The 24481-nt window shown below is 68.0% G+C and carries 24 protein-coding genes, 1 tRNA gene and 1 rRNA gene; 12 read left to right on the top strand and 14 right to left on the bottom strand.

Features of this window, described 5'->3' with window-relative positions; genetic code table 11:
- The 4 genes from rrf to AC5RWG_RS16550 all read left to right on the top strand — a co-directional run.
- Positions 1-84, top strand: a 5S ribosomal RNA gene (gene rrf, locus AC5RWG_RS16565); the annotation flags it as partial.
- A 92-nt stretch (positions 85-176) separates the two neighbouring features.
- Positions 177-662 carry an SRPBCC domain-containing protein gene (locus AC5RWG_RS16560; RefSeq protein ID WP_494139929.1) on the top strand — a complete coding sequence of 162 codons (486 nt, stop codon included), beginning with the start codon at positions 177-179 and terminating at the stop codon, positions 660-662.
- Entirely contained in the window at positions 659-2095 is a 1437-nt protein-coding gene (locus tag AC5RWG_RS16555; RefSeq protein WP_494139930.1) for an FAD-binding oxidoreductase, read from the top strand. Before AC5RWG_RS16560 ends, AC5RWG_RS16555 begins: the two co-directional genes overlap by 4 nt.
- 56 nt (positions 2096-2151) lie before the next feature.
- Positions 2152-2772, top strand: coding sequence for a class I SAM-dependent methyltransferase (locus AC5RWG_RS16550; protein ID WP_494139931.1), 621 nt, complete (start codon positions 2152-2154; stop codon positions 2770-2772).
- 6 nt (positions 2773-2778) lie between these two features.
- Here the strand turns inward: AC5RWG_RS16550 and AC5RWG_RS16545 are convergent, their stop codons facing one another.
- The 4 genes from AC5RWG_RS16545 to otsA form a co-directional block, all read right to left on the bottom strand.
- Positions 2779-4116, bottom strand: coding sequence for a DUF4032 domain-containing protein (locus AC5RWG_RS16545; RefSeq protein WP_494139932.1), 1338 nt, complete (start codon positions 4114-4116; stop codon positions 2779-2781).
- Positions 4117-4141: 25 nt separating this feature from the next.
- Positions 4142-5296 (bottom strand): ABC transporter ATP-binding protein, encoded by a 1155-nt coding sequence (locus AC5RWG_RS16540; RefSeq protein WP_494001859.1) that lies wholly within the window; start codon positions 5294-5296, stop codon positions 4142-4144.
- Between the two features lie 208 nt (positions 5297-5504).
- Positions 5505-6407 carry a trehalose-phosphatase gene (gene otsB / locus AC5RWG_RS16535; protein ID WP_494139933.1) on the bottom strand — a complete coding sequence of 301 codons (903 nt, stop codon included), beginning with the start codon at positions 6405-6407 and terminating at the stop codon, positions 5505-5507.
- Complete coding sequence (gene otsA, locus AC5RWG_RS16530) at positions 6400-7842, bottom strand: alpha,alpha-trehalose-phosphate synthase (UDP-forming) (protein ID WP_494014723.1); 1443 nt, start codon at positions 7840-7842, stop codon at positions 6400-6402. Before otsA ends, otsB begins: the two co-directional genes overlap by 8 nt.
- Before the next feature lie 209 nt (positions 7843-8051).
- Between otsA and AC5RWG_RS16525 the strand changes: the two genes are divergently transcribed.
- Together AC5RWG_RS16525 and AC5RWG_RS16520 are read left to right on the top strand one after the other, a co-directional pair.
- A complete protein-coding gene (locus AC5RWG_RS16525; protein ID WP_494167405.1) occupies positions 8052-8924 on the top strand; it encodes a DsbA family protein in 873 nt (290 codons plus the stop codon).
- 125 nt (positions 8925-9049) lie between these two features.
- Positions 9050-9126: transfer RNA gene (locus tag AC5RWG_RS16520), tRNA-Thr, on the top strand.
- Between the two features lie 183 nt (positions 9127-9309).
- Here the strand turns inward: AC5RWG_RS16520 and AC5RWG_RS16515 are convergent.
- Positions 9310-9516, bottom strand: a complete 207-nt coding sequence (locus AC5RWG_RS16515; RefSeq protein ID WP_494014711.1) for a DUF4177 domain-containing protein — start codon at positions 9514-9516, stop codon at positions 9310-9312.
- A 167-nt stretch (positions 9517-9683) separates the two neighbouring features.
- On the opposite strand from AC5RWG_RS16515, the gene AC5RWG_RS16510 reads away from it, so the two are divergent.
- Positions 9684-9986 (top strand): hypothetical protein, encoded by a 303-nt coding sequence (locus AC5RWG_RS16510; RefSeq protein WP_494167404.1) that lies wholly within the window; start codon positions 9684-9686, stop codon positions 9984-9986.
- Positions 9987-10091: 105 nt separating this feature from the next.
- Here the strand turns inward: AC5RWG_RS16510 and AC5RWG_RS16505 are convergent, their stop codons facing one another.
- Positions 10092-10280, bottom strand: a complete 189-nt coding sequence (locus AC5RWG_RS16505; RefSeq protein WP_494167403.1) for a hypothetical protein — start codon at positions 10278-10280, stop codon at positions 10092-10094.
- Positions 10281-11197: 917 nt separating this feature from the next.
- On the opposite strand from AC5RWG_RS16505, the gene AC5RWG_RS16500 reads away from it, so the two are divergent.
- Positions 11198-12223 (top strand): GmrSD restriction endonuclease domain-containing protein, encoded by a 1026-nt coding sequence (locus AC5RWG_RS16500; RefSeq protein ID WP_494167402.1) that lies wholly within the window; start codon positions 11198-11200, stop codon positions 12221-12223.
- A 78-nt stretch (positions 12224-12301) separates the two neighbouring features.
- On the opposite strand, the gene AC5RWG_RS16495 is transcribed toward AC5RWG_RS16500, so the two are convergent.
- Positions 12302-13906 carry a phospholipase D family protein gene (locus AC5RWG_RS16495; RefSeq protein ID WP_494167401.1) on the bottom strand — a complete coding sequence of 535 codons (1605 nt, stop codon included), beginning with the start codon at positions 13904-13906 and terminating at the stop codon, positions 12302-12304.
- Between the two features lie 134 nt (positions 13907-14040).
- The gene (locus AC5RWG_RS16490) at positions 14041-14499 is read right to left on the bottom strand and encodes a MarR family winged helix-turn-helix transcriptional regulator (RefSeq protein ID WP_494167400.1); all 459 of its coding nucleotides are present in this window, start codon (positions 14497-14499) and stop codon (positions 14041-14043) included.
- Positions 14500-14669: 170 nt separating this feature from the next.
- Here AC5RWG_RS16490 and AC5RWG_RS16485 point away from each other — a divergent pair, with 170 nt between their 5' ends.
- Positions 14670-15155, top strand: a complete 486-nt coding sequence (locus tag AC5RWG_RS16485; RefSeq protein WP_494167399.1) for a general stress protein — start codon at positions 14670-14672, stop codon at positions 15153-15155.
- Positions 15156-15274: 119 nt separating this feature from the next.
- Here AC5RWG_RS16485 and AC5RWG_RS16480 read toward each other — a convergent pair whose 3' ends face one another.
- Positions 15275-15877: an NADPH-dependent FMN reductase gene (locus AC5RWG_RS16480; RefSeq protein ID WP_494167398.1), complete on the bottom strand. Its 603-nt coding sequence runs from the start codon at positions 15875-15877 to the stop codon at positions 15275-15277.
- A 307-nt stretch (positions 15878-16184) separates the two neighbouring features.
- Here AC5RWG_RS16480 and AC5RWG_RS16475 point away from each other — a divergent pair, with 307 nt between their 5' ends.
- Both AC5RWG_RS16475 and AC5RWG_RS16470 read left to right on the top strand, forming a co-directional pair.
- Positions 16185-16703 carry a hemerythrin domain-containing protein gene (locus tag AC5RWG_RS16475; protein WP_494001793.1) on the top strand — a complete coding sequence of 173 codons (519 nt, stop codon included), beginning with the start codon at positions 16185-16187 and terminating at the stop codon, positions 16701-16703.
- A 56-nt stretch (positions 16704-16759) separates the two neighbouring features.
- Complete coding sequence (locus AC5RWG_RS16470; protein ID WP_494167397.1) at positions 16760-16924, top strand: hypothetical protein; 165 nt, start codon at positions 16760-16762, stop codon at positions 16922-16924.
- Between the two features lie 92 nt (positions 16925-17016).
- Here AC5RWG_RS16470 and AC5RWG_RS16465 read toward each other — a convergent pair whose 3' ends face one another.
- The 5 genes from AC5RWG_RS16465 to AC5RWG_RS16445 all read right to left on the bottom strand — a co-directional run bounded on the left by AC5RWG_RS16465 (position 17017) and on the right by AC5RWG_RS16445 (position 22675).
- Positions 17017-18282, bottom strand: coding sequence for a CAP domain-containing protein (locus AC5RWG_RS16465; protein ID WP_494167396.1), 1266 nt, complete (start codon positions 18280-18282; stop codon positions 17017-17019).
- 204 nt (positions 18283-18486) lie between these two features.
- A complete protein-coding gene (locus AC5RWG_RS16460; RefSeq protein ID WP_494014700.1) occupies positions 18487-19524 on the bottom strand; it encodes an LLM class flavin-dependent oxidoreductase in 1038 nt (345 codons plus the stop codon).
- A 78-nt stretch (positions 19525-19602) separates the two neighbouring features.
- Entirely contained in the window at positions 19603-21021 is a 1419-nt protein-coding gene (locus AC5RWG_RS16455; RefSeq protein ID WP_494001789.1) for a lipase maturation factor family protein, read from the bottom strand.
- 150 nt (positions 21022-21171) lie between these two features.
- On the bottom strand, positions 21172-21273 hold the full coding sequence (locus tag AC5RWG_RS16450) for an MFS transporter small subunit (RefSeq protein WP_493968694.1): 102 nt from the start codon (positions 21271-21273) through the stop codon (positions 21172-21174).
- A 1-nt stretch (position 21274) separates the two neighbouring features.
- Positions 21275-22675 (bottom strand): OFA family MFS transporter, encoded by a 1401-nt coding sequence (locus AC5RWG_RS16445; RefSeq protein WP_494023389.1) that lies wholly within the window; start codon positions 22673-22675, stop codon positions 21275-21277.
- 152 nt (positions 22676-22827) lie between these two features.
- Between AC5RWG_RS16445 and AC5RWG_RS16440 the strand changes: the two genes are divergently transcribed.
- On the top strand, positions 22828-24357 hold the full coding sequence (locus tag AC5RWG_RS16440; protein ID WP_494167395.1) for a sialidase family protein: 1530 nt from the start codon (positions 22828-22830) through the stop codon (positions 24355-24357).
- The last annotated feature ends 124 nt before the right edge of the window (positions 24358-24481 follow it).

The following is a 24481-nucleotide window of genomic DNA, read 5'->3' as shown; positions in this document are numbered from 1 at the left end:
CCCATTCCGAACCCGGAAGCTAAGGCCCACAGCGCCGATGGTACTGCACTCGGGAGGGTGTGGGAGAGTAGGTCGCCGCCGGACATTCTTTGAACACCGGGAAGGCCCCGCCAACGATGGCGGGGCCTTCCCGCGTTTAACCACCAACCACCCCACGCCCCGACTAGGCTGGGGCTATGAATTCGTCCCTGTTCTCCCACGCGCAGCAAGAGCCTGAACCCTCCAAGAGCGGTGATCCAATGCACTGCCGCGTCACCGTGCCGCGGGAAAGCCAGGAGGCTTTCAGCGGCTTCACCGATCTCATCCATCTCTGGTGGCCGGTGGACCGCCAAAGTGTGGCGGGCGAGGGCAGCCACGTGGAGTTCGAGGACCATGTCCTGACAGAAACGACGCTGGATGATGAGGTTCATGTCTGGGGCGAGATCCTGGAATGGACTCCCGGCAGCCATTTGCGCTGCACCTGGCATCCGGGCACGAGCCCCGCGGCGTCGGGGGAAGTCGACGTCGAATTCGTAGACGTTGGCGATGGCCGCACGGAACTGCGCCTGACCCACTCCGGCTGGGAGAACATGCCCGAGGGCTGGCGAGAGCGGGCCGCCTATGCCGACGGATGGCCGCAGGTGCTCGGCCGCTACGTCCGGTTCATGGGAGGGACTGCGTGACCAGCAACAGCAACGGAACGACCACCGGAGGCCCCGAAAGCGTGACGGATTCTTTTCTGAAGGAACTTCAGCGTGCCCTGCCTGCGGGATCGGTCAGCACCGACCCCACGGACTTGGCTGCCTGCGCCACCGACCAAGGCCCGGTCCTCGACCACCAGCTGCCCATCGCCGTCGTCCGCGCGCAGAGTGCGGAGGACGTGCAGGCAGTGATGCGGTCCGCGCAGGCTGCGGGAGTGCCCGTGGTGTGCCGCGGGGCGGGCACGGGGGTCTCCGGTGGCGCGCACGCGTCCAGGGGCTGCCTGGTGCTGAGCCTCGCGGCCATGGACCGGATCCTGGAGATCCATCCGGAAGACGAGATCGCGCGCGTGGAACCGGGCGTGATCAACGCCGACCTGAATGCCGCCGTCGCCGAGTACGGGCTGATGTACGCGCCGGACCCGGCCAGCTACCGCAGCTCGACAATCGGCGGGAACATTGCGACGAACGCCGGCGGGTTGCGCTGCGCCAAGTACGGGGTGACCCGCGAATCCGTGCTGGCCCTTGACGTGGTGCTCGCCGACGGGACGCTGATCCGCACCGGCCACAGGACGTTCAAGGGCGTGGCGGGTTACGACCTGACCGGACTGTTCGTAGGCTCCGAGGGGACCCTGGGCGTGGTGGTCGGCGCGACGCTGCGGCTGCGCTACCTGCCGGCCGCCCTGGAAACCGTGGCGGCGTTCTTCCCCGATGTGGCAACTGCCGCCGCCGGGGTGCTGGCGGTGGGACGGGCGCGCGTGCAGCCGGCGATCATGGAACTGCTGGACGCAAACACCATGGCGCAGCTGGACCGGGAACAGGGGTCCAACCTGCGCAGCCGCGGCGCCGCGCTGCTGCTGATCCAGACCGACGGCCATGCGGCAGAGGTGGAAGCCGGCATCATCCGCGAGGTCCTCACCGGGCTCGGCGCCGAGATCAAGGCGGCGGACACCGCCGAAGCAATCCGGCTGATGGAACTGCGCCGGCACAGCCGCGGCGCCGAGGTGGACGATGACTACCGGGTGGGGGAGGACGTCGCGGTTCCCCGGTCCCAGCTGGTGCACTACATCAACGAACTGCAGAAAATCGCCGAGCGCCACGGCGTCGGACTGAAAGTGGTCGCGCACGCGGGCGACGGCAACCTGCATCCGACGTTCTGGGTCGGGCCCGGGGACGTGGCCAAGGTGGCGGCGCTCAACGAGGCGCTGGACGAGTCCATCGACGTCGGGCTGGCGCTGGGCGGCACGATCACCGGCGAACACGGTATCGGCCAGTTCAAGGTGCGGTGGCTGGGGCGCGAACAGAGCCACGAGGTGCTGGAACTGCAGCGCCGGCTGAAGGATGTGTTCGACCCTCGGGGGTTGCTGAATCCCGGCAAAGCGTTGCCGGCGCGGATCTCCGAGGCCACGTCGGCGTGAGCCGCGGCGGGGGAACGCATGCCGGCCGTCCACGCGCCCGCCAGTAGGCTGGTGGCATGAGGAAAGAGACGCTGTGGGAAGAGATGAAGCGCCGGAACCCTGGCCATTCGGCGTGGTACATCCAGCGCTTCGAGCAGATGCGCGCCGAAGGCGCCGACCTGCACGGTGAGGCCCGGCTGGTGGACGCCATGGTGCCGCGCGGCAGCAGGGTCCTCGACGCCGGCTGCGGGCCGGGCCGGCTGGGCGGCGAACTGGCGCGCCGCGGACACTCGGTGGTCGGCGTCGACATCGATCCCGAGCTGATCGAAGCGGCCCGCAGGGACCATCCGGACTGTACCTGGCTGGTCGGCGACCTGGCGGAGCTGGACCTGCCCGCGCAGGGCGTCGCCGAGCCGTTCGACGTGATCGTCAGCGCCGGCAACGTGCTGACCTTCCTCGCCCCGGGCACGTCGGGCGGGGTGCTGCGCAACCTGGCCGGCCACCTGGCTCCCGCCGGCCGGCTCGTGACCGGGTTCGGCGCCGGCCGCGGCTACGACTTCGACGAGTTCTTCTCCGACGCCGCAGCGGCGGGCCTGACCCCCGACCTGCGGTTGGCCACCTGGGACCTGCGCCCGTTCACCCCGTCGTCGGACTTCCTCGTGGCGATCTTCAGCAAGAGCGGAGGGCAGCCTGCCTGAGCGCTGTCAGCCTTCGTCCGTCGCGGCCGCGTCCAGGGCGGCGGCGGTCCGCGCATCCGGATCGAGCATGATGGCGGCCTCGTCGCGGCGGTGCCGCAGCACGGTGTCGACGTAGGACTGCACGGCTTCCGCCAGCGGCACGTTGCGGTCCTGCGCTTCGGAGATATACCAGCGGTGCTCGAGCACCTGATGGACCACTTCGGCCGGTTCCAGCTTGCCCGCCAGTTCACGCGGTATGGCGCGGACAATAGGTTCGAAGACATGACGGACCCAGCTGTGGGCGCTGATCTCCTCGCTCTGCTCCGGCTGGTTGTCCGCCCGGTAGGCATCCAGGTCATTGAGCAGCCGGCGTGCCTGGTTCGCCTGCACGTCGAGGCCCGTGAGCCGCAGCAGCCGGCGCTGGTGGTGCCCGGCGTCCACCACCTTGGGTTGGAGCTGGATGGTGGCCCCGTCTGCGGTGGTGTTGATGGAGAACTCCTCCACGTCGAACCCCAAGTCGTTCAGGCGGCGGATGCGGGCGTTGACCCGCCACCGCTCACCCAGGTCGAACGATTCCTCCGCCGTCAGCTCCACCCACAGCTTGCGGTAGCTGTCCATAATCCGCTCGCTGGTGGCCACCGGATCCACTCTTTCCTCGAGCAGGCCGCCCTCGACGAGGTCCATCATCTCGCCGGCGATATTCACCCGCGCGATCTCGAGGTCATGCTCGCGCTGGCCGTCGGAGAGCCGCTGGTGCAGCTCGCCGGTTTCGGCGTCCACCAGGTAGGCCGCAAACGCTCCGGCGTCCCGGCGGAAGAGCGTGTTGGACAGCGAGACATCGCCCCAGAAAAACCCCACCAGGTGCAGGCGCACCAGGAGCAGCGCCTGCGCGTCGATCAGGCGGGTTAGCGTCTCCCGCCGCAGCGTCTGGGAAAACAAGGCGCGGTACGGCAGCGAGAAACGAAGATGCCGGGTGACCAGCACCGGTTGCAGGGGAGTGCCGTCGGTGCGCAGCCGCCCGGTCATCACGGCCACCGGTTCCACGCAGGGGATGGCCAGCCGCTGCAGCTTGCGCAGCATCTGGTATTCGTGCCGGGCAGCTTCTTCGCCGGTCTCCTTGATCGCCACCACGCCCGCGCCCAGCGGGGCGAACCGCACCACGTGCCGGGACAGCCCGCGGGGCAGCGCGGCCAGGTTTTCCGGCGGCCAGTCTTCCAGCGCAAGATGCCAGGGCAGGTCCAGCAGCCGTTCGTCGGTGGTGGCCGCGGTGATGCTCAGCGACGCTATCGAGGCGGCCCCGCCGGACAGGGGCGCGCCGGCGGTCCCTTGGACGGGACCGCCGGTGCCGGGATGTTGGTCAGCCATGATGACTACATCCTAGGCGCGGGGCCTAGTCGGCTGTCTTGCCGGCTTCGATCGGAGTATTGAGGTCCTCCACCGAGGCGGGCGGCGTGCCGGGGGCATGTTCGCCCAGCCGCAGCCCGTTCTCGGTGTCGAACAGGTGCACGTGGCCCTCCTTGGGCCGCACGTAGGTGGTGCTGCCGGCCGGAGGCGGGGTGCGTCCGTCGACGCGGCCGGTGATGTCGTAGCGTTTGCCGTCCAACTCGGTGTGCCCGTAGACGTACGCGTCGGCGCCAAGTTCCTCGACGACGTCCACGAACACCGCGAGCCCCTGGCCGTCCTCGGCGCGCTCCAGGTCCTCCGGCCGGACCCCCAGCGTGACGGTGTTTCCGTGCGCGGCGTCCAACAGGTTGCGCGGCACCGGGTATGTCAGGCCGCCGAACTGGACACCGCCGTCGGTCACCGGCAGTTCCAGCAGGTTCATGGCCGGCGAGCCAATGAAACCGGCCACGAAGACGTTGGCCGGCCGGTCGTAGAGGGCGCGCGGGGTGTCCACCTGCTGCAGGATGCCGTCCTTGAGCACCGCCACGCGGTCGCCCATGGTCATGGCTTCCACCTGGTCGTGGGTGACGTAAACGGTGGTGACGCCCAGCCGGCGGGTCAGGGAGGCGATCTGCGTGCGGGTCTGCACGCGAAGCTTGGCGTCCAGGTTGGACAGCGGTTCATCCATCAGGAAAACCTGCGGATTCCGCACGATCGCCCGGCCCATCGCCACGCGCTGGCGCTGGCCGCCGGAGAGCGCCTTGGGCTTGCGGTCCAGGTACTCCTCCAGGTCCAGCAGCTTGGCCGCCTCGCGGACCCGCTCGACGCGTTCTTCCTTGGACACGCCGGCGATCTTCAGCGCGAAACCCATATTGTCGGCAACGGACATGTGCGGGTACAACGCGTAGTTCTGGAACACCATGGCGATGTCACGGTCTTTCGGCGGTACGTCGGTGACGTCGCGGTCGCCGATCAGGATCCGTCCCGAGTTCACGTCTTCGAGGCCGGCCAGCATCCGCAGCGAGGTGGACTTGCCGCAGCCCGAGGGGCCGACGAGGACCAGGAACTCGCCGTCGGCGATCTCCAGCTTGAGGCTGTCCACCGCGGGCTTTTCGGTGCCCGGATATAAGCGCGTGGCATTGTCGAACGTTACCGTTGCCATGGTTGTTTTCCCTTCACGGGCAGGTACGTGCCCGACGATCCGTAGTGATGGGTGCGTGTTCAGTTTTCGAGCCGCCGCACGGCGGTGTGAGGCGGCTCACGCCCTCAGTATGCCACGGCTGTCAACGAGCCCCTGCGGCGCGGCGACCGGGGACACACGCTCCACGAAAAGTGCCCGGCAGCCAGCAGCCGGTCGCCGCCCTGCCGCGCTAGGCCGGCAGGGCGGCGGCCCGCAGGTCGGCCAGCAGCGCCAGCGCGGCCGCGAACGTCTGCGGAGAGTCCACCCGGTACGCCGCGGCGGTGTCTCCCGGCCCCACCTTGACCCCGACGTCGGAGCCCCGCAACACGGCGAAGGCGTGTTCGTCGGTGACGTCGTCGCCGGCGAAGAACACGGCGGTCGCGCCGGTGAACGAGCGCAGCAGCCCGAGGCCCTGGCCCTTGTCGGCGCTGAGCACCGACGTCTCGAGCACGCGCTTGCCGTCGCTGAGATAGAGCCCGGGGACCTCCTGGAGCTCGGCGCGGGCGCGCTCGGTGGCCGCCGCCGCCACGGCGTCGTCAGCGGTTCGGGTATGGAGCACGACGCCGGCCGGCTTGGCTTCCAGCCGGGTGCCCGGATGGGCGGCCACTACTTTTTCGACGACGGCGGTGGCCGCCGCCAGTGCCTGCTGCTGCGCGCCGTCCAGCACCAGGGGAGGGCTGTCCGGTCCGGTGAAGACCTCGCCGCCGTGCGAGCCGATGAGCAGGGTCCGGTCGTCCGGGGAGGCGACGGCGCGCAGGCTGGCCAGTGCCCGGCCGGAGATGAAGGCGGTGGACGTCCCCGGCAGTGCCGCCAGCGCGGCCACGGCGGCTGCCGAGGCCGGCAGGGGGCGGGCGTCCTCGGCCCGGGGCACGATCGGCGCCAGCACGCCGTCGAAGTCCAGCGCCACCAGCAGCGTCTCGGTGCGGGCGATCCGCTCCAGCGCCTCCCGCAGCTCCAGCGGCACCAGATCGCGGGCGCCGGGGTCAAGCGCGGCGGCGTCAGGGGCGCCGACACCGGGGACACCGGCGTCAGCCCTGCCGGCGCCGGGGCTCACGGGCAGGTGCGGCTGCCTCTCGTCGCGGCGCTCAGTCATCGGCCTGCGGCTGTTGCAGGGCCTTCAGGAACGCGCGCGACCAGTGTTCGACGTCGTTCTGCAGGATCTGCCGGCGCATCGCCCGCATCCGGCGGGTGGCCTCGGCCGGCGGGATGTTGACCGCCCGGATGATGGCATCCTTGAGCCCGTCGATGTCATGCGGGTTGACCAGGATGGCCTGCTTGAGCTGGTCCGCGGCGCCGGCGAATTCGCTGAGCACCAGCGCCCCGTCCACCCCCTTGCGGGAGGCTACGTACTCCTTGGCCACCAGGTTCATGCCGTCGCGCAGCGCCGTCACCAGCATCACGTCCGCGGCCAGGTAGAGCGCCACCATTTCCTCCACCGGGTAGCTGTGGTGCAGGTAGCGGATGGCGGTGTTTTCCAGGGTGTCAAACGTGCCGTTGATCCGGCCCACAGAACCTTCGATTTCCTCGCGCAGCAGCCGGTAGGACTCGACGCGCTCGCGGCTGGGCGAGGCCACCTGGATCAGCACGGCGTTCTCCACGTTCAACTTGCCGTCTTCCAGGAGTTCGCCGTAGGCCTTGACCCTGTGCCGGATGCCCTTGGTGTAGTCCAGCCGGTCCACGCCCAGCAAGACGGTGTCGGGGTTGCCCAGCTCCTGCCGGATCTGCTCGGAGCGGGCGATCACGTCCGGCCGGTTGGCCAGCTCGCTGATGTGGGCCACATCGATGGAGATCGGGAAGGCGCCGGCCTTGCAAAGGCGGGCGCCGCCGTCGTTGTTGACCACCTGCACCTGCTGCTGGCGCACATTCAGGCCGCTGAAGCGGCGCACGCAGCGCAGGAAGTTGCTGGTGTCGCTGGGGCGCTGGAAGCCGACCAGGTCGGCCCCGAGCAGGCCCTCGATCACCTGCCGGCGCCACGGCAGCTGGGCGAAGATCTCCAGCGGGGGGAACGGGATGTGGTTGAAGAAACCGATCTTCAGGTCCGGGCGCATCTCCCGCAACAGCTTGGGAACAAGCTGCAGCTGGTAGTCCTGGACCCAGATGGTGGCACCCTCGGCCGCGATCTCCGCAGTTGCTTCGGCGAAGCGCCGGTTGACCGTTTTGTAGCATTCCCACCAGGCGCGGTGGAACTCCGGCGGGGCGATCACGTCATGGTAGAGCGGCCAGAGCGTGGCGTTGGAGAAGCCTTCGTAATACAACTCGACGTCGTCGGCGCTCAAGGTCACCGGGACCAGATGCATGTTGTCGTGGTCGAACGGGTCCACTTTCTCGTCCGGTACCCCCGGCCAGCCCACCCAGGCGCCGTCGGTCTTCGCCATCACCGGGGCCAGCGCCGTGACCAGCCCGCCGGGCGAGCGCCGCCAGGGACCCTGACCGTCGTCCTCGGGCGCTCGGTCCACCGGCAGGCGGTTGGAGACGACGATCAGGTCGTACTCCCCGAACTGAGATCCTTCTGCTTCCTCGCCGTTCATCTCTGCGGAATTCGCCAACTGACCTCTCCTTTGTGTATACCGTCCTGTTCATGACTTTATAAGGAATGGCAACCCGAGGCTTCCCCGGAGCGCGCTGAGGCATCAAACGTGAACGCGGCCACTCGTTCCGCCTGAACATTGAAGTTGCAACTAAACTAGACCTGTAGTGCCCTGCCTGGGCGAAGCAGACCAACAAGACGCGAGGATCCATGGCTACCCAAAACAGCCCTAAGTCGACCAAGGCCGAGCGCACTGCCGCGGCCCGCGAGAAGGCCCGCCAGATACGCGAAGAGCAGCAGAAGCGCGAAAAGCGGAACTCGCTGCTGGTCAAGGGCGGGGTGGTCGTCGCTGTCCTGGTGATCATCGCGGTGATCGCCGGGGTTGTCATGTCCAACCAGCGCGGACAGGTCGCCGACGTCGGTGCCGCGCCGGCCCACGGCAACGAGTTCGGCGGGTACACCGTCACGCAGGACGGACTGGCGGCCACCGAGCCCATCCAGGTCGACGTGAACAACATCCCGGAGCCGGCCTCCACCGAGGGCGACACCATCGTGCCGGCGGGCGTTGCTGCCGCGCCCGAGGGCGAACCGGCGAACATCGTGGTTTACGTGGACATGGGTTGCCCGGTCTGCAAGGACTTCGAAGGACAGTACGGCGGGTACCTGACCGACCTCACCTCCTCCGGCGAGGCGACCGTGGAGTACCGGGTGGCGACCTTCCTCGACCGCGTGTCCACCACCAACTACTCGTCCCGGGCAGCCAACGCCATGGCCTGCGTGGCCGACTCCCACCCCGAGGCCTTTAACGGCTACCTGACCCAGCTCTTCGCGCAGCAGCCGACGGAAGGCGGGGCCGGACTGGACAACGCCACCCTGACGAGCATCGCGGAAAGCGCGGGAGCCACCGACGTCGCCTCCTGCATTGACGACGGCGAATTCCGCCCCTGGACCGCGTTCGTCAACCAGACGTTCAACGAATACCAGGTCGGCGGCACCCCGGCGGTCTTCGTTGACGGCCAGAAGTGGACGAACTCCGGCAACTTCCAGGAGTTCGCCCAGGGCATCATCGACGCCCGCGCCTAAAGCATCCGCCGGGCTGGTCCCGGCCGGCATCCGGGCGGCGGTTGCTGCGGTTTCACGCAGGGCCGCCGCCTGGGCTACCCTTATCTAGCCGGTTTTGTCCGGCACGCTGGCCCTTCGGTCAGCACGCCTCCTTAGCTCAGTTGGCCAGAGCACCTGTCTTGTAAACAGGGGGTCGCCGGTTCGAATCCGGCAGGGGGCTCCACGAACCCCTCTTTGACTAGGCAAAAAGCTGGTCGAGAGGGGTTTCTCGTGTTACGACGGCAGCCAAAACCAGTCTGCGCACCCGCCGTCCGGAGGCACTGAGGGTCCTGCAATACGGCGGCGCCCGCTCCTTCACCGGAGGAGGGCCGCCTTTCGGTGTTCGGGCGGTCAGCCCGTTTGGCGTTTAGGTGAGGCTTTCGAACACCATCGTTGCCTGGATGCGGTCACCGCCGCCGAATCCCTTGCTGCCGCTGCTCGCGGTGGTGATGGTGTGGAGCCGGTAGCCCTTCGCGGCCTGCTCGTTGATGGCTTGCTCGAGGGATTCCAAGTTGCCCGAGCCGGTTCCGAGCAGCTTCTCTTTGAGGATTACCTGCAAAACGACATATTTCATGAAACGTTCCTTCCGCTGCGGGGCAATTGGGAGCAATGCTACTCGATGCGTTGGGTACGGCCCTCTAAAGGCTCTCCTACATGCTTGGCGTCGTGCCGCTGCCGGCCAGTCAGCAGATTGGTATAGCCTTCTTCTCAGCTTGACCTTTCCGACAGAATGGACCAGTCGTGCAGATTGAACGACTTCACGCACAAGCCGCGGATCAGAGGACGGGCAGGCTCGCCCTGGGCCTATCTCTCCTTGGCCTGGCACTATTCCTGGCTGGCCTGCTGCTGCCGACGATCTGGGTGCTCATGTGGGCGTCGTTGCTGCCGTTGCTGGCAGGACTGATCGCCGGCCTCGTGGCGCTCTCGAAGAATGCGGGCAGGAAACCGGGAGTCTGGGCGATCGTCATCGCCATGCTGCCCATCCTCGCCGGGGCCGTCTTTGGTGCGCTGGTATGGATGGCGCTCTTCAGCGCCATCCTTTAGCAGGCAGCTTCGCACCGAGTGCGGGCTTTTTGATGCAGCAGAGGAACTCGCCGGCATCGCTTCATTGGCCCCATCGGATTACGCGTCCCGCCAACGGGGCTGTCCCTAGGCTGCCTTGACGGCTTTCATCTCGGGGCAGGGCCATTCAACGAGCCGGACGAAGTTGCCCTCCTCGTCATAGCAGCAGTCCTCGCAGATCACCGGTGCGGGCAGTTCGTCGCAGGCGTCGCAGCGGCCGCACGAGTTGGGATCCATGAAGTCGATTCCGATGCCGCGGGAATGTGTCGTGGCCATCTCGTCCTCCTTCTCTCCATCTGAGGTTGCTGCCAACCTAACACCGGCCTCTGACAGGATCGGAGATTTCCAGCGGCGTTGCCGGGACCGGCACGGATTCGGGTCCACAGGAGGGCAAGGAGCGGATCATCATATGGCACGGGCTGAGGGCTGAGGGCTGAGAACTGAGGGGCGAGGGGCGAGAACTGAGGGGCGAGGGGCGAAGGATGTGAGGGGTCAGGAAAGGCGTCACGGTGACCATCCGCCGTCGCAGGATTGGCTCTAAATTGGGGCGGCGCGAGGCTCTGCCGTCACCGATCCCCGGGCCAGCACCTCAACCCATTGTGTGCCCGCCAATCGGCGCCTACCCTAAGAGCCAAGGGTAGGAGTTGGCCATGGAAGTCACCCTTTTCGTTATCGACCTCGTGCTCGCCTTTGCCCCTTTTATGGTGCTGGTGCTTGTGCCGAATCGACGGGAAGGCCGACCCGTTGCGCCGCACCGCCGCTCCCCATCCGGCTTGGCAGCTGCCCGCCGGGCCAGGAAGAAGGTAGTCCCGGAAGGGGCCGGGAATCCTCTCCTGCCAGCGCCGGCGGGTGTCGGTGGAGTAACCGCGGCGACAGTGCGGCTGCGGCCCGCCCGGCGGTTGACCCGGCCGAGGTTCCGTCGCGGCCCAGGACGTCACACCAGGGGACCGCGATAAACGGGAGCATGGAACCGGCGGGTTGAAGCACTTCCACAGGTGCTCACCGTTGTTTGCCCCCTGCCCGCTCCGGAGCCTTTGAACCGCGGAACCGATCCTTGTCTGCGGCTTGTTCCCCACCGCGAAGACTATTGATCGATCAGTGATTTCCCTCCGCTCTGCTCCACCTTCATATGCCTGCCGCTTCGGCGTGTCCATCCGGGCGGGATGAGGCGTCTGCCGTAGACATGAATGGACATGGAGAAGAAGAAACCCCTCGCACTTGCCGGCTTGGCGCTGGCCATCCTGCTGTCCGGCTGCACCTCGCCCGCCGAAGCGGACCAGCCCCTGGTCGCCCCGACCATCGAGGTGACCGACAGCCCCGAACCGACCCGGGTTCCCGAAACCCCGGAACCCACCAAGAAGACGGAGGAGCCCAAGGCCCCGCCGGCGCAGGAACCGGAGGAGGAGCCTGCCGGCGCCGGCACCGCCCTGGAACAACTGGAAAGCATCGCGATCAAGGGCCGCGCCCCGAAGACCGGATACTCGCGCGACCAGTTCGGTGACGGGTGGCTGGATCCGGACCGCAACGGCTGCGACGCGCGTAATGACATCCTCCAGCGCGATCTGGACTACACGGTTCTCAAGGCCGGCGGCTGTGTGGTCACCTCAGGGGTGTTGGCCGATCCCTTCACCGCCACGACCATCGACTTCGTCCGCGGCAACAAGACCAGCACGGCCGTCCAGATCGACCACGTCGTCGCCCTCTCGGACGCCTGGCAGAAGGGTGCCCAGCGGCTGGCCAAGAACCAGCGCGAAGTCTTCGCCAACGATCCGCTGAACCTGGTGGCGGTGGACGGACCCACCAACGGCTCCAAGTCCGACGGCGACGCCGCGACCTGGCTGCCGCCGAACAAGGCGTTCCGCTGCGAGTACGTGGCCCTGCAGACCGCCGTTAAAGCCAAGTACGGACTCTGGATGACCCAGGCCGAGCACGACACCATCAAGAACATCCTCTCCACGTCCTGCCCGGACCAACCGGTCCCGGCCGACGGGGGAGTGGACGTGCCAGTGGCAGCCGAGCCGGCGGCACCCAAGCCCGCTCCTGAGCCAAAGCAACAGCCTGCACCGGCGCCTGTCCAAGAGGCGCCAGCCGGCGGGAACGTGTTCTACAAGAACTGCACCGCCGTGAAGGAAGCCGGCGCGGCCCCGATCCGGGCGGGCGACCCCGGCTGGGACACCAAATTCGACCGCGACGGCGACGGCGTCGGCTGCGAGAGCTGACGAGAGCTAACGAGCGCGGTTGAATCGCCCGAGACATGGTTTCCACGAGGGGCCGGCGCCGCAGCGGTGGCATGACGGTCAGTAACGGCGCCGCAGTCTCATCCGGAGGGGGCGGCCGTCCGGGTCGAAGAGGAGCCGGTAGGCCGGGGCTGCCAACCGGCGCTGCCAAGGGGATCCCTCCGCCGGGCTATGGGAGCGCAGCCGTCCTTGCGGCCGCGGCAGCAAACGACCTGCACGATGCCAGGCATCGAGCTCGTCGGCGCTTGAGCGGACGGCGCGTACAGCCTCGCGGGGATCGAGGAGGTCAGCATTATCGCCGGGGACGCGTCCCAAATGTTCGCAGAGTAGCCGCAGGCGCAGGTCACGGGCGAACGGGCGGGCGCCGTCACCGAGTTTTGCCGGGTCTGCCGGTGGCCTCGGGTCGCGCTGTTCGTCGAGCACGGCGGCCGTGAGTTCGGAATCGTGGCTCCAGGATCGCCGGTTCAGGTTGGCGCTGCCCACGGCGGCCCAGACGTCGTCGACCACGCAGACTTTCGAGTGGACGTAGATTGGCCAGCCCTGCCCGTTTTCGATGTCCAGCATCAGCAGCCGGTCGCCTCCGGCGTCGTGCACCATGCGCCAGGACAAACCCTGACCGAACAGCGCCGGTGGAACCTTGAGCCTGCCCTCCTGGTCCGGGAAGCGGGGGCAGACTGCGATGACATGGAGGCCGGGATTGCGGCGCAGGGCTTCCGCGAAGACCCGGCCGACGTCGGCTGACCACAGATACTGGTCCTCCACGTAGACCAACTGTCGTGCTCGCCGCAGCGCCTTCGCGTAATCGCGGGCCACGCTGCGCTCGCCGCCGGGTGCGAACGGGTAGCCCGGAGAGCGTTTGGGGTAGGTGCGCAGCAACTGCACCTCGCAGTCACCCGCGGCAGGCGGTGCCGGCCGCGGGGGAAGCAAGGGGGAAGCCTGCTGCCGGAGGCCGCGGATCATGTCCGGCAGCCGGTGCCATGGCAAGCGTGCCATCGGTGCGGGGTCGTCCCAGCGCTCACGAAACACCTTCTCCACCTCAAGGACGACCGGTCCGCGCAGCAGCAGCTGCACATCGTGCCATGCCGGAGTCGGTCCGTAGGCGCGGGCAAATCTGCGGGGCTGCGGGTCCCCTCGATGGGTCTCGTCGTCGCGGCGGGACCGGGCCAGATCCATCCCGCCCACGAAGGCGACGTCGGTGGAAGGATGGGCCGCGCGCCGGATGACCACGAACTTCTGGTGGTGACTGCCGAATCTGCGAACGCGGTGGTCGAGCAGCATCTCGGCACCCGAGGCGTTGATGTCGGCGGCCAACTCCCGGTTCTGTCCCAGCGTGCCCACTATCCAGGAGGGATGGGATCGCCACAGGAGCCCCTTGACCGTGGCTCCGCGCCGCGCGCTGCGGCTCAGTGCTTCCGCCACGGTCAGGCCGGCGGTGAGCAGCTCGTCGGCGTCCATCCGCCACCCGGCAAGCAGGACCAGGTCCCCCGGCCCCGTGGCATGCAACTCAGCGGCCAGGAGCGGGAAATACTCCCGGCCGTGCACAAGCACGCGCACCTCGTTGCCGGCCGTCCATGGGAGCAGCTGTGTAGCGTCGTTGCCCCGCTCGGCCCCCGACAACAGCCAGTGTTCGAGAGAAGAGCCGGTCGCTTCTCCCGCCAGCCTCATCTCAGCATCATGCCCGCCCGCCCGGGCACCGGCAATGCACAGTCCCCCGGACCGGGTCCGGGATGCCACACCGGGCTCGGCCTAGCGGCTGCAATTACCTGCGACGGGTACTCCCAGCGGGAGTGCTTCCCGGGTCATTCCCGAGTGGACTCGGGCAAGGAAGCCCCGGGTGAGCCGTACTGGAAAAGCCGGGGCGTGGCTGCGGAAAGTTCTTTGGCAAAGCGGACCAGCATTGCGCCGAGGATTTCCCGGTCTTCAGGCGACCACGTGGAAAGGATTTCGTCGAAGGCCGCCGCGCCGGCCTCGCCGATTTGCCTTTGCAGTTCGATACCCCTGGCTGATGTGCCAAGAAGGGTGGCGCGGCGATCCGCGGGGTCAGGTTGGCGATCGATCAGTCCTCTGCCTTCAAGCCGGCGGACTTGCGGGTTCATGGTCGATTTATTCACTCCCCACTGTGCGGCCAGGTCCGAAAGGCGCATTGGGCCGTTCCCGGTGAGGTATTCCAGCAGCGCCGTATCGGTTGGCGAGAGGTCAGCGGCTGCCGGGCCGAAGACGAAATGTCGGATTTTTTTCCTGCTGGCCCACTGGAGCATCAGGGCGAAGCCGTGCGGACCTGTACTCCTGATGTCGGCCTGTCGCCGTCGCCCGCTGTCGCTGTATCGGTCATGGGAGGAGCCTACCGAGAAAGATTCGGTTCGGCTAACCTAACTAAATTTGCTAAACTTGATGCGTCCACCAAGACAACACCACTGGAGGTAGGAACATGACCACCACATCATTCCAGCATCAGTCGACTGTTTCCGGTCCGGCGGCCCCGGGAACCTCAGCCGTGCTCGCCGAGTTCAAGGACTACCTGCAGGCGCAGCGCCTGGTGGACCGCCTCTCGGATGAGAAGTTCCCGGTGGAGCATGTGCGCATTGTCGGCCTCGGCATCAGCAGCGTGGAGCAGGTCACGGGCCGGATGACCAAGGGCAAGGCCGCGCTGGCCGGAGCTGCGGGCGGCGCCTGGTTCGGCCTGCTCATCGGACTTCTGTTCGGGCTCTTCGTCCCCGGCATTGTCTGGCTGAGCGTGCTGCTGGGAAGCGTCGTCATCGCAGCCGTATGGGGGGCCGCTTTCGGTTTCATCGGGCATTGGAGCACCGGGGGACGCCGGGACTTCAAGTCGGTCAAGTCCCTCGAAGCCGAGAGCTACGCCGTCATGGTCGACGCCGACTACTTCGCCACGGCGGCTGCCATCGCCAATCGGTAGCCTGCCGGAGGGGGCGGGCGTCCCCTCCGGGGGACCGCGGGAGAGCCCCGGGAGCGGTTCACCCTCGCCACCTCTGACCCGTGGCTAGCGAAACGACCGCATCCACCACCGTTGTCGCGTCACTTACGGGATTCGGGGTCCTCGTCTCCAATGTGCCCGGCGGCGTTCGCGTCAAGGACACGCTGGACGAAGGCGGAGTACTCCTCCATGTAGTGGCGCAGGAAGGCCTGCGTCGACTCGTCCCTGACGTCGCCGTCGTCGCCGTAGATGTCCGGGTTGAAGCTGATGTAGGCCTCGGGGGCGTTGAGCTGCGGGGCGTCCAGGAAGCTGAGAACGCTGCGCATGCTCGACTGCATGACGGCGGTGCCGATGCCTCCCGGGGAAGCGCCGATGATGCCGGTGGGCTTGCGGGCGAAGGAGTTGGTCCCCCACGGGCGGGACCCCCAGTCAATGGCGTTCTTCAAGGCTCCGGGGATGGACCGGTTGTATTCGGGTGAGATGAAAAGGATGCCGTCGGAGGCCTCCACCGCTTCCTTCAGTGCCCGGCCCTCGGCGGGGTAGTCGGCGTCGTAATCCGAGTTGTAGAGGGGGAGGTCCCGGATGGGGATCTCGTTGAACTCCATACCCTCCGGGGCGAGCTTAATCAGCGCCTTCGAAAGGGTCCGGTTGATGGAGCCGCTGGCCAGGCTCCCGACAAAATATCCGATCCGATAGTTGGGCATGACGGTTTTCCTTCCAGTCAGCCGGCCGGAGCCGGCATTCATCCTGAGGCCCGGACTTGACCCGGCCCGGCGATTGTCAGGCCACTCCCGTACTAGCACGACGTGCCGCACGCCGCCAGAGCAGCGGACGGAGCGGCACTACGATCGGCAGGATCCTCCGCGTTTCCCGGCGTAGCCCGGATGATGGGCAGCCTCGGGCGCCGGGCGGCTGGGGCGGCCTGACCCTCGACAGCCCGCCTGCCCGCGTCGACAATGGACAGACCCGGTCCGCCTGCAGGCGGCCCCACCTCGACCCGAGGAGCATGCGGTGACCGACAGCAGCGTCGAGGCAGAGAACGCGGCCGCGGCCGCCGTCGTTAGCCACCACCGTGAGATGCTGGCCCGGCTGCAGGCGACGACGGCGGAGCTCACCCGTGCCCTCGACACCGGAGACGAAGACACCGTCTACAACGCGCACGGCATACTGCTGGAGTGGGGCGAACGGGAGATGTTGCCACACGCCGAGTTGGAAGAAGCCCAACTGTACGGGCCGGCCGGGGCGACCGGGGAAGCCCGGCTCCTGGTGGAGTCGCTGCTGGCCGACCATACCGCGCTGGCCTCGCTGCTGGACGAACTCCGGGGCGCCGAAGGAATGGAGACGGCCACGGTGGCCGCCTCGATGTGCAGCGTGTTCGCACTGCACATCGAGAAGGAGAACAGGCTGCTGGTGCCTTTCATTGCCCGGACTCCGGATCTGTCCTTGTCCTCGGCGGTGGAGGGCCTGGTGGAACTCGTCGGCGGCACGCACGTGCACGCGCCGGACGAGAACAAGCGCGCCCACGGGTGAGGGCCTGCAGGCGGCTGAGGAGCCAACACGTAAGCGACGGTGAGGGGAGCAATGCTGTGAGCGAAGACCGCCCGGAACTGGATCCGGACATCCCGCAGAACGAAGACGGCATCGTCATCGAACCCGGATCGGAGATCGACCGGGACCTCGAAGAAAACCTGCCGGCGGACAAGGACGGCGCCGGGTCGGAAGGGGAGCCGCCCCCGGGCGGGGAAGAGTAGCCCGGCAGAACCAGCTCCGCAGGACGCCCCGGCGCGCGCCGGTCAGGAGCACGGCTGGGCGCAGCCGGTCCTCAGTCCTCGGGCGCTCGGCGTCAGCTGCCGATGATCAGGGTTTGCCAGCCGCCGACGCCGATGACGGCCCGCGAGCCAAGCTTGTTGATCAGCACCGGGTAGTGGTACAGATTGCCGCGGGAGTCGCGGGCCAGTACGCCTTGCTTTCCGTCGCCCAGATGGTCCCGGATCAGGGACAGATGCGTCATCGCGTTCCAGCCCGAGGAGCCGATGATCCGTCTGGTCTCGGAAATGAACTTGCCGGCGCCGTTGGACCGGTACAGCTTGAGCTGGCCCTGGGGTGTCTTGGCGACGACGTCCATCTTGGCGTCGCCGTCGATGTCGGCCGTGAAGATCGGCAGGGACTTCCATCCGGTGCCCAGCAGCGTGCGGCTGCCGTGATTGAGTCCGGCCGGGTTCGGATAGTAGTAGAGCCGGCCGGTATCGGTGTTGCGGGCCAGCAGCGCAGGGTAGGGGTCGGCCTGTTTCCACGCGGTAACGGTGACGTCGTAGTTTCCCCACCCGCTGGATCCGATGGTGGCGGCACTTTCCAGTCCGCCGTCCGGCTTGCCGAAGTGAGCCGTCAGTTTGCCGGACTTCCAGCGCACCACCACATCGAGCACGCCGTCGGCGTTCCAGTCGGCCACCTGAACCTGTGACACTCCCTTGAACCCGCTCGCTACAAGCCGGCGCTTGTAAAGGTCGTGGCCCTTGGCCGAGTCGTAGGCGTAGAGGTTCCCCGCGGAGTCGATGGCCGCGACGTCGCCGTGCTGGAAGCTGGCGCGCACCATGCCCGGATGCGGGGGCAGCGTTGCCCGGGTGGTTGCGTAGCCGGCCATGTTCGCCACCGCCACGTACATCCCGTACCAGTCCTTGTGCGTGGTCTTCATATACCCCACGCCGATGTCCGTGGCGTTGGGGCTGAGCAGGCCGGCGCGGTGCGCGGGGGAGTTCATCCACCAGTCCACCACCTCGCGGGCGGAGTTGTTGATGGCGATGTTCTCGGTGTACCAGTCGAAACCGGGCGGGATTTCCTTGCTGCCGTAGCCCGGGCGATGGATCTTGTTCATGTCCAGCGTGTTCTTATTGATCCGCGTGTTCAGCTCCTCGGACCACTGCTGGGCGACATTGCCGACGTTCTGGTTCCAGACCACGGGCGAGAGGCCGTTCTGCGCGCGGTAAAGGTTCGTCAGCCGCAAAACCTCGGCCACGAACGGATCCTGCGCGGTCCTGGTGACCGCCGAGGCCGGGGCCACCCCCGCGAAAGCGAGGGCGAGCAGCAGGATGATGGCAATAAAAGGTTTCACAAGAACGCGCACACCATTCAGGGTACGGGTTGATCGTTAAAACCACGACGGTGAGACTCTTGGCGGACGTCCCCGCGCGCAAAGAAATGACGCCCGCCCGAAAAATCACCACCAAGGCGAGCACGACGACGGCGGGAGGCTTCCCCGCGAAGCCTCCCGCCGCCCTCGAGCGCTGACGCGCGCCAGCCCCGCCCGCCCGGTTGACTACTCCGCCAGCCGCTCCCGCACCAGCGGCGCCACCTTGGTGCCGTAGAGCTCGATGGAGTTCATCAGCTTTCCGTGCGGGAGGGTGCCCAGGCTGTACTTCATGTCCCAGCGGGACAGGCCCAGGCCCTTGACGACCTTCACGATCTTGGTGGCCACGGTCTCCGGGGAGCCGACGAACAGGGCGCCGTCCGGGCCCGCCTCGGCCTCGAACTGGCCGCGGGTCATCCGGCTCCAGCCGCGCTCGCGGCCGATCCGCTCCTGCATGTCCGCATACGGCAGCCACATCTCCTCGCGGGCCTGCTCGTCCGTGTCCGCGATGTAGCCGGGGGAGTGCGCTCCGACGGGCAGCGCCGGCTTTTCGAACTGGTCCAGCGCACGCTGGTAGAGCTCGGTGAAGGGGGCGAAGTTCATCGGCGCCCCGCCGATGATGGCCAGCATCAGCGGCAGGCCGTAGTGGGCCGCGCGGACCACCGACTGCGGGGTGCCGCCGACGGCGATCCAGGTTTTCAGGCTGCCGGACGCCGTGGGCGGGTAGATCCGCTTGTTGTCCAGCCGCGGCCGGGTGCGGCCGGCCCAGGTGACGGGCTCTTCCTTGAGCAGTTCGGTGAAGAGGTGGAGCTTCTCGTCGAAGAGGACGTCGTAGTCGGCCAGGTCCAGGCCGAACAGCGGGAAGGACTCCGTGAACGAGCCGCGGCCCAGGATAACCTCGGCGCGGCCGTTCGAGGCGGCGTCCAGGGTGGAGAAGCGCTGGAACACCCGGACCGGGTCGTCGGAGCTGAGCACGGTCACGGCCGAGCCCAGCCGGATGCGGCTGGTCTGGCCGGCGATCGCGGCCAGCACCACATCGGGGGCCGACACGGCGAAGTCCTCACGGTGGTGCTCGCCGATGCCGATGAAGTCCAGGCCGACCTCGTCGGCCAACTTCGCTTCGGCGATCACGTTCCGAATGACCTCATCGTGCGGCAGGAGCTTGCCGTCGGCTCCGGTGGTGACGTCCCCGAAGGTGTCCAGCCCGAGTTCGATTGTCTGTGCCACGCGGTGGCCGCCTTTCATCATTAAGGTATATATGCATATGCATGGTGTCTACTGGCGGCAACCGCGGGCCGGCCCGGGTTATTCCGCGGCGCGCGGGCGGGAGAGCGGGGGGACCAGCTGGCCGGACTCCCGGCGGATCCACCATTGGCCGGTGCTTCGTTTTTCTGCCCACGTGGAAAACCGGTAGTGGTAGAGCGTCGCGCGCACGTAGAGCGGCCGTACGCCGTCGAATGGATCGTGCCTGAGCAGCTTCAGCGTGGCCTCGTCCGCTTCCAGCAGCCGCACCAGCAGCGGGATGAACCAGTTTTCGCCGCGGGAGCCCAGCGCCAGGAACCACATCAGCCAGTCGAGCCTCAAGTGGTAGGGCGCGTACTGCCGCGGCATCCGCTGCGGGTCTCCGGGCTTGCCCCTGAACCCGTACTCGCGCCAGTGGACGCCGTCGGCGGACCCTTCCACGGCCACTTCGTAACGCTCCCGCGTGATGGAGCCGAAGGCGCCGTAGGCATTGGCCAGGTGCCAGCTGTTGAAACTGGCGTTCATCAGCTGATGCCGGCTGAACAGGTTCTTCAACGGCCAATAGCTCAGGTACACCAGCAGGGCGCACACCGCGAGCACCACAACGGTGAACCACACCGGTTCCTGCCGGTACTCCGGCGTGAAGTCACCCACCGGCAGGATGGCCTGCACCGCGTCGTCGGACACCGCCGCGAAGGCGAGCAGGATGGTCAGGGTGTTCAGCCAGGCGAAGTTGCCCGACGCCACCAGCCACAGCTGCGTGACGATCACGACCGCGGCCGCCATGCTGCCCACCGGCTGCGGGAAAAACAGGAAGAACGGCACCACCAGCTGGGCAAAGTGGTTGCCGGCCACCTCCACCTTGTGCAGCGGTTTGGGCAGGTGGTGGAAAAACCAGCTGGCCGGATTGGGCATCGGCTGGGTCTCGTGGTGGTAGTACAGGGCGGTCAGGTCCCGCCAGACCGGGTCGCCGCGCATCTTGATCATGCCGGCGCCGAACTCCAGCCGGAACACCAGCCAGATGAACAGCCACAGCACCGGGGCCGGCGGCGCCACCCGGTCCGAGCCCAGGAAGGCGGCAAGGAAACCGGCCTCGAGCAGCAGCGTCTCCCAGCCGAAGCCGTAGAACGTCTGGCCCACGTTCACGATGGACATGTACAGGAACCACAGGGCCAGGAACGCGATCATCGGCAGCCACGGCGGCCCCAGCTGCGGCAGCCCGGCCACCACCAGGGCTGCGATGACGACGCCGGCCCAGGCCACCGCCCGCAGCCGGCGGTCCGTGTATCCCCAGCGGAAGAGGGTGAAGCCGCGCGGGGTTCTTCGCTCCAGCAACCGGGGCACGGGCAGCAGCCCGTGTTCGCCCAGCAGGGCCGGGAACTGGGCCAGAGCCGAGGCGAAGGCGATCAGGAACACCGCGGCGATGCCCCGCTGCAGCACCTGCCGCGCCAACTCGAACCCCTCGGCACTGAACCATTCCATGGCATGTCCAACGCTACGACCGGCCGGTCCGCTGTCAAGCAACAGGCCCGGCTCGAAGGAGCCGGGCCTGCCGGGGGTTGAGCTTCACCAGGTGGGCCGGCGAAGCGGTGATGCGGGGGAGGTGCGTAGTGGGGTAGGTGCGCAGTTGGGTCAGCCGAAGAGCGCGGAGACCTTCAGCAGCGTCTGGCTGACGCCGTAGAGCAGCGGCACGCCGACCAGCACCCAGCCGAGGGCTACTTGGGCTTTCTTCATCTCAGGCCTCCTTTCCGGCCATCGCGGCTTCGCCGGCATCCCTGGCCGGTGCCTCGTGGTACTTGCTGTCCACCGGCTTGACCATCAGGTTGGCAATGAAGCCGATGACCAGCAGGCCCACCATGGTGAGCAGGGCCGGCTGGTAGGCCTGCGCCGTCAGCTCGCCCGGCTTGCCCTGGGCATCCAGGAAGGCGTTGACGATCAACGGCCCGGCGATGCCGGCGGCGGACCAGGCCGTGAGCAGGCGGCCGTGGATGGCGCCCACCTGGAAGGTGCCGAACAGGTCGCGCAGGTAGGCCGGCACGGTGGCGAAGCCGCCGCCGTAGAAGCTGATGATGACGGCCGCCAGCAGCACGTACAGCCCGGTGGAGGTGTAGCCGAACAGGGCGAGCACCACGTACAAGGCGGCGCCCACGCCCAGGTACAGCATGTAGTTGTTTTTGCGGCCCAGGTAGTCGGAGGTGGTGGACCAGACAAACCGGCCGCCCATGTTCGCGATCGAGAGCAGCCCCACGAATCCGGCCGCAACGCCCGCGGACACCAGCGAAACGCCGTCGGGCTGGCGGAAGAAGTCCTGGATCATCGGGGAGGCCTGCTCCAGGATGCCGATGCCTGCCGTGACATTGCAGAACAGGGCGACCCAGACCAGCCAGAACTGGCGGGTCTTGATGGCATTCTTCGCCGAGACGTTCGCCGTGGTGACCAGGGCCTTGGCCTTGACCTTCGAGGCGTCGAAGCCTTCGGGCTTCCAGCCGTCCGCCGGCACCTTGATCGTGAAGGCACCGAACAGCATGTAGGCCAGGTACACCACGGCCAGGGTCAGGAACAGCTTGCCGACGGCGTCGCCGCTGGCCACCCAGCCCGGGGTCCCGTCGAAACTGGGGTCGTAGAACTGCAGCAGTGCGGTGGAGACCGGGCTGGCGATCAGCGCGCCGCCGCCAAAGCCCATGATCGCCATGCCGGTGGCCAGGCCGGGGCGGTCCGGGAACCACTTGATCAGGGTTGATACGGGGGAGATGTAGCCGATGCCCAGGCCGATGCCGCCGATCACGCCGTAGCCCAGGTAGACCAGCCAGAGTTGTTCGGTGAAAATGCCCATCGAGCCGACCAGGAAGCCGGAGCTCCAGAACACCGCGGAGGTGAACATCGCCATGCGCGGACCGTTGCGGTCCACCCAGGTGCCCATGACGGCGGCGGAGAGCCCGAGCATCACCATGGCGATGGAGAAGATGATGCCGATCTCGGTCAGGCTGACGTCGAAGTGGGCGACCAGGGCGTTCTTGTACACACTGGTCGCGTAGGCCTGGCCGATACACAAATGCACGGCCAGCGCCGCCGGCGGAATCAGCCAGCGGTTAAAGCCCGGAGGGGCGATCGTATGCGATCGGTCCAACCAACTCATCGTCGGGCGTCCTTTCAGGAGAGGGGTGCGAGCAGAACTGCAACGTGTGCTTCAGTTCACATAGTGGCCGATGGTTGGGCCAGGCAACCGGATTGATCCGGCGTGTCGTCCGGCACTGCCCTTGGGGGCGCCGCGGCCGGTACGGTGGAGGAATGGAACAGGTCCTCGCCGTTCGGGGCGTGGAGGGCTACCGGCAGTACCGGGCTCCGGCGCTCGCCGTGACCCCGGCGGGCAGCGCCGTCGTCGCCTATGCAGGGATGGGAAGGCAGGGCCGGTCGCCTGCGACCGGCGACCTGCTGCTGCGCCGCAGTTTCGACGGCGGCGCGACCTGGGAACCGCAGCAGGTGGCGTGGGCGGACACGTCCGGACACGCGGCGGGCCGGCCGGGACTGTTTTCCGACGCCGCAACCGGGCGGATTTTCCTGGCCTTCGTCGCGGCGGCCGGAGGCGGCGAAGCGGGGCCGGACCCGGCGGCCACGGCACGGCGCTTCGAACTGCTGTCTTCCGACGACGACGGCGCCACCTGGCAGCACCGGTCGGTCGCCCCGCGGCCTGCCTCGGACGCGATCACGCGGCTCGCCGCTGCCGGGCCGGGCACCGGCGTGCACGCCGGCCGATACGCCGGGCGGTTGCTGGTGCTGTTCGCGGTGATGGCCGAGGGCGCGGGCGCGGGGGCCGCCTCCTGCTACAGCGACGACCACGGGGACACCTGGACCTTGGGAAAGCCGCTGCCGGCGCAGGACTCCGGCCCGGCCGCGGAGGACGGCGGGGGTGCCGCCGTCTGCCTGACCGACGGCCGGGTACTGCTGCATACCTGGGCTGCTCCCCGGCGGTTGGCCGCGGTCTCTGACGACGGCGGGCACAGCTACGGGCCGCTGCAGCCGGTCGACGAACTGTCCGATCCCGGGAGCAGCGGCTCCCTGGTCCGCTTCGACGGGCTGCCGGCCGTGGGCGGGCTGGCCGCACCGGCCAGCGACCGCTGGCTGCTGGCCGCCAACTGCCAGGACCCGCTGCTGCCCCGCAACGTGGTACTCAGCCTCTCTCGGGACAACGGGCACTCGTGGCCGCACAAGCTCACCGTTTACGGGAGCGGTGCCAGCGGGCCGGCCGCGGTGCGGCTGCCGGACGGCCGCATCGGGGTGCTGTACCAGCGGCAGGGCGGACGCGAGATCGTCTATGCCACCGCAGATCCGGGGCGGCTGCTGGCGGCCTGGCCGCGCGGGGCCGTCACGGCCCGGGACGACGACGACGCGGCGGGGCCGGGCCCCGTGACCGGGCCGCTGCCGGTGCCCAAGGACTACCCGCTGCGCTTCGACATGGTGCTGGAGGAGATCCGCAGCCCGGCCGGGGGCGGGCCGGCGCCCGGCCACCGCGCCGGGGACGTGCTGGTCTTTGCCGGGCGGGCAAAGATGCTGGGACCGCAGCACCTGAGGGTGAGCCTGGCCGGCGGGTTCGACAACGCCGCGGATTTTCCGCCCCAGGACCTGGGCCCGGGCGGAGAAGCCCGCTACCTCCATCCTGTCCGCACGGTGACGCGCGCCGACGTCGCGGCCGGAGGCCTGACCGTTTCCTTCTCCTGCACCGCGGTCCCGGCGGACGAACCTCCCGGCGGCGCCCCGGTGGCGAGCCGCACGCGGGAGTTCAGCATCGACGTCGTCAGCGGTGAAATCCGCGAGACGTGACGCGCGCCTCGGCACCATCCCGGCGCCCTCCCTGCGAGGTGTGCAAGGATTTAACCCGGGATCAACGAGCGCCGCCCGGCGGTGGCGGAGACGCAGAACGGAGAGGGATTGCAGGACAAGGACC

Source organism: Arthrobacter sp. Y3221160 (assembly GCF_059092585.1).
Note: the sequence above shows the minus strand (reverse complement) of the source record. Positions and strands in the feature narration are given on the sequence as shown.